Origin of the sequence: Streptomyces niphimycinicus, from assembly GCF_018883605.1 — a bacterium.
Classification (GTDB): Bacteria; Actinomycetota; Actinomycetes; order Streptomycetales; family Streptomycetaceae; genus Streptomyces; species Streptomyces niphimycinicus.
In genome coordinates this window covers 1-2,035 of sequence record NZ_JAHLEM010001158.1, presented here as the reverse complement: position 1 = coordinate 2,035, position 2,035 = coordinate 1, and the positions used below count along the sequence as shown (strand labels likewise).

General features: G+C 73.5%; 3 protein-coding genes. All 3 read left to right on the top strand.

The genetic code is table 11. From position 1 onward, the window contains the following. Positions 1–472, top strand: a 472-nt coding sequence (locus tag KN815_RS48435; protein WP_372458666.1) for an AAA domain-containing protein, incomplete at its 5' end; no start/stop codon positions are given. Positions 473–822: 350 nt separating this feature from the next. Further along, positions 823–1,188 (top strand): DUF8844 domain-containing protein, encoded by a 366-nt coding sequence (locus KN815_RS48430; RefSeq protein ID WP_208520124.1) that lies wholly within the window; start codon positions 823–825, stop codon positions 1,186–1,188. Positions 1,189–1,302: 114 nt separating this feature from the next. Beyond that, on the top strand, positions 1,303–1,989 hold the full coding sequence (locus KN815_RS48425) for a bifunctional DNA primase/polymerase (RefSeq protein ID WP_216348117.1): 687 nt from the start codon (positions 1,303–1,305) through the stop codon (positions 1,987–1,989). Positions 1,990–2,035: the final 46 nt, after the last annotated feature.

The following is a 2,035-nucleotide window of genomic DNA, read 5'->3' as shown; positions in this document are numbered from 1 at the left end:
GGCCCAGGTGGTGCGGCGGCTGCTGGACCGGGGCGCGGTGGCGGTCAGCGAGCGGTCCGACGAACCGCTGCCGGTCGCGGCGGACCGGATCGCGGTGGGCACGGCGCACCGGGACCAGGCGGCGGCGGTCCGGTCGGCGCTGACGGGGCTCGGGGTCTCCGGCGTCACCGTCGACACCGCCAATCGACTCCAAGGGCGTGAGTTCGAGGTCACGGTCGTTCTGCACCCGCTGTCGGGGCGGCCGGACGCCACGGCCTTCCATCTGGAGACGGGGCGGCTGTGCGTGCTGGCGTCGCGGCACCGGCAGGCGTGTGTGGTGGTGTGCCGGGCGGGGGTGGCCGAGCTGCTGGACGAGCATCCGTCCATGGAACCGGTGCAACTGGGCGTCACGGTGAAGTTCCCGGACGGCTGGGAGGCCAACCACGCGGTGCTGGCGCATCTGGCCGAGCACCGCGTGACATGGCGGCCGTAAGGGCGCGTTGGCGGCCCCGTAAGGGCGCGTTGGGGGCGGCCATGGCCGGCGTAAGGGCGTGCCGGTGGTGGCCGTAAGTGGCGCGGCGGAGGCGGGCGTAAAGCTGTGCCGGTGGCCGCCTTAAGGCCGTAACGGCGTGTCGGTGGCGGCCGTAAGGGCCTCACGTCGCCTGCGGCCGTACGGTGCGTCACCAGGAGCGACGGCCCGGCCATGGTTCAGGGGGCGGCTCGGTGGGGAGAGACCCCAGGTCGGCGGCGTACGGCGGGGGCGCCCTTGCCCTACGCGCGACAATGGAGACAACAGGACCACCGCGAACCGTAGGTGCCTCACGACCCAGGAGGAGAGATCACATGCCCGAGCCGGATGCGGCTCAAGGCCGGCACGGCTCCGCGCCCCGGCGGCTGAAACCAGCCCCCCTGCTCTTCGAACCGGCCGCCGCCGCCTCGGACGAGGCGCACTTCTTCGACCTGGAGTCGATCGAGGACCCGCGTGAGCTGCTGTCCCGCTCGACGGAGCTGGTGCTGGCCTTCCGCGCGGCGACGGACCGGGCCATGGAGTTCCAGGCGATGGCGGCCGCCCAGCTCGCCGACCCGAGGCGGTTCGACCGGCTGACCCCCGCCGTGATCGCCGAGCGCGCCGAGTGGACCGAGGACTACGCCAAGAAGATGGTCGAGTTCGGCCGTGAGCTGATGCGGAGCGGCGAGCTGCCGGACTGACGGCAGGCGTGAGCCTGGGGCATATGCGGGCGGAAGATACCCGATGCCGACACCCGATGTCCCGGTTTCGCCGCATCTCTCTACACCGTCATCGCCGACGGTAAAGGTGGAAACATGACCAGAACGCCGCAGGACGCACTTCACACCGCCGCCTACGTCACCCCGGCGGGCGCGGACTGGCTCGCCTCGGCCAGCGCCTCGCCGCGCGGTGTGCAGGCCCTGTGGGCCGCTGCCCCGACCGCCGCGGTGACGCTGCCGTGCGGTACGGCGTTCGACGTCATCAGCATGGACGCGCTCTTCGGCCGCCGGGTGGTGGGCCGGTTATGGACCGACGGCCCCGGCACCGGACCGGTCGCGGCCCGGGGCGGCCGCGTCCTGCTCTTCGCCATCCCGGGGACCGCCCAGCGGCTGCCCGCACTGCTCGGCTGGGAGGAGTGGGGCGCGACCGCTCCCCCGCTGCTCTGCTACGGGCGGGGCGACGCGGTGACCGTGCCGCCGCTGTTCCCGCCGGACCCCGAGCCGCCGGAGGCGGCGCCCGTGGAGCGCGATGCCCGGGAGACCGGCGCCCGGGAGACCGGGACCCTGGAGGCCGGCGCCCGGGAGACCGGGACCCCGGAGGCCGACGCCCGGGAGTGCACCCCGGTGCCGTCGCCGCGCTGGCTGGTCGCGCCCGATGTCCGCAAGCCCTGGCTGCCCGGTCCCGAGGTGCTGCTGTGGGCCTGTGTGAGGGCGGCCCGCGCCGCCGGTTGTGATCTTGTCGGCACGGCTGTGACCAGCACACCCGCCGTCTTTCCGGGCTGAAAGTTATCGATTTTCGCTCCGTGGCGTCCGAGTGCTAAGGTCTCCT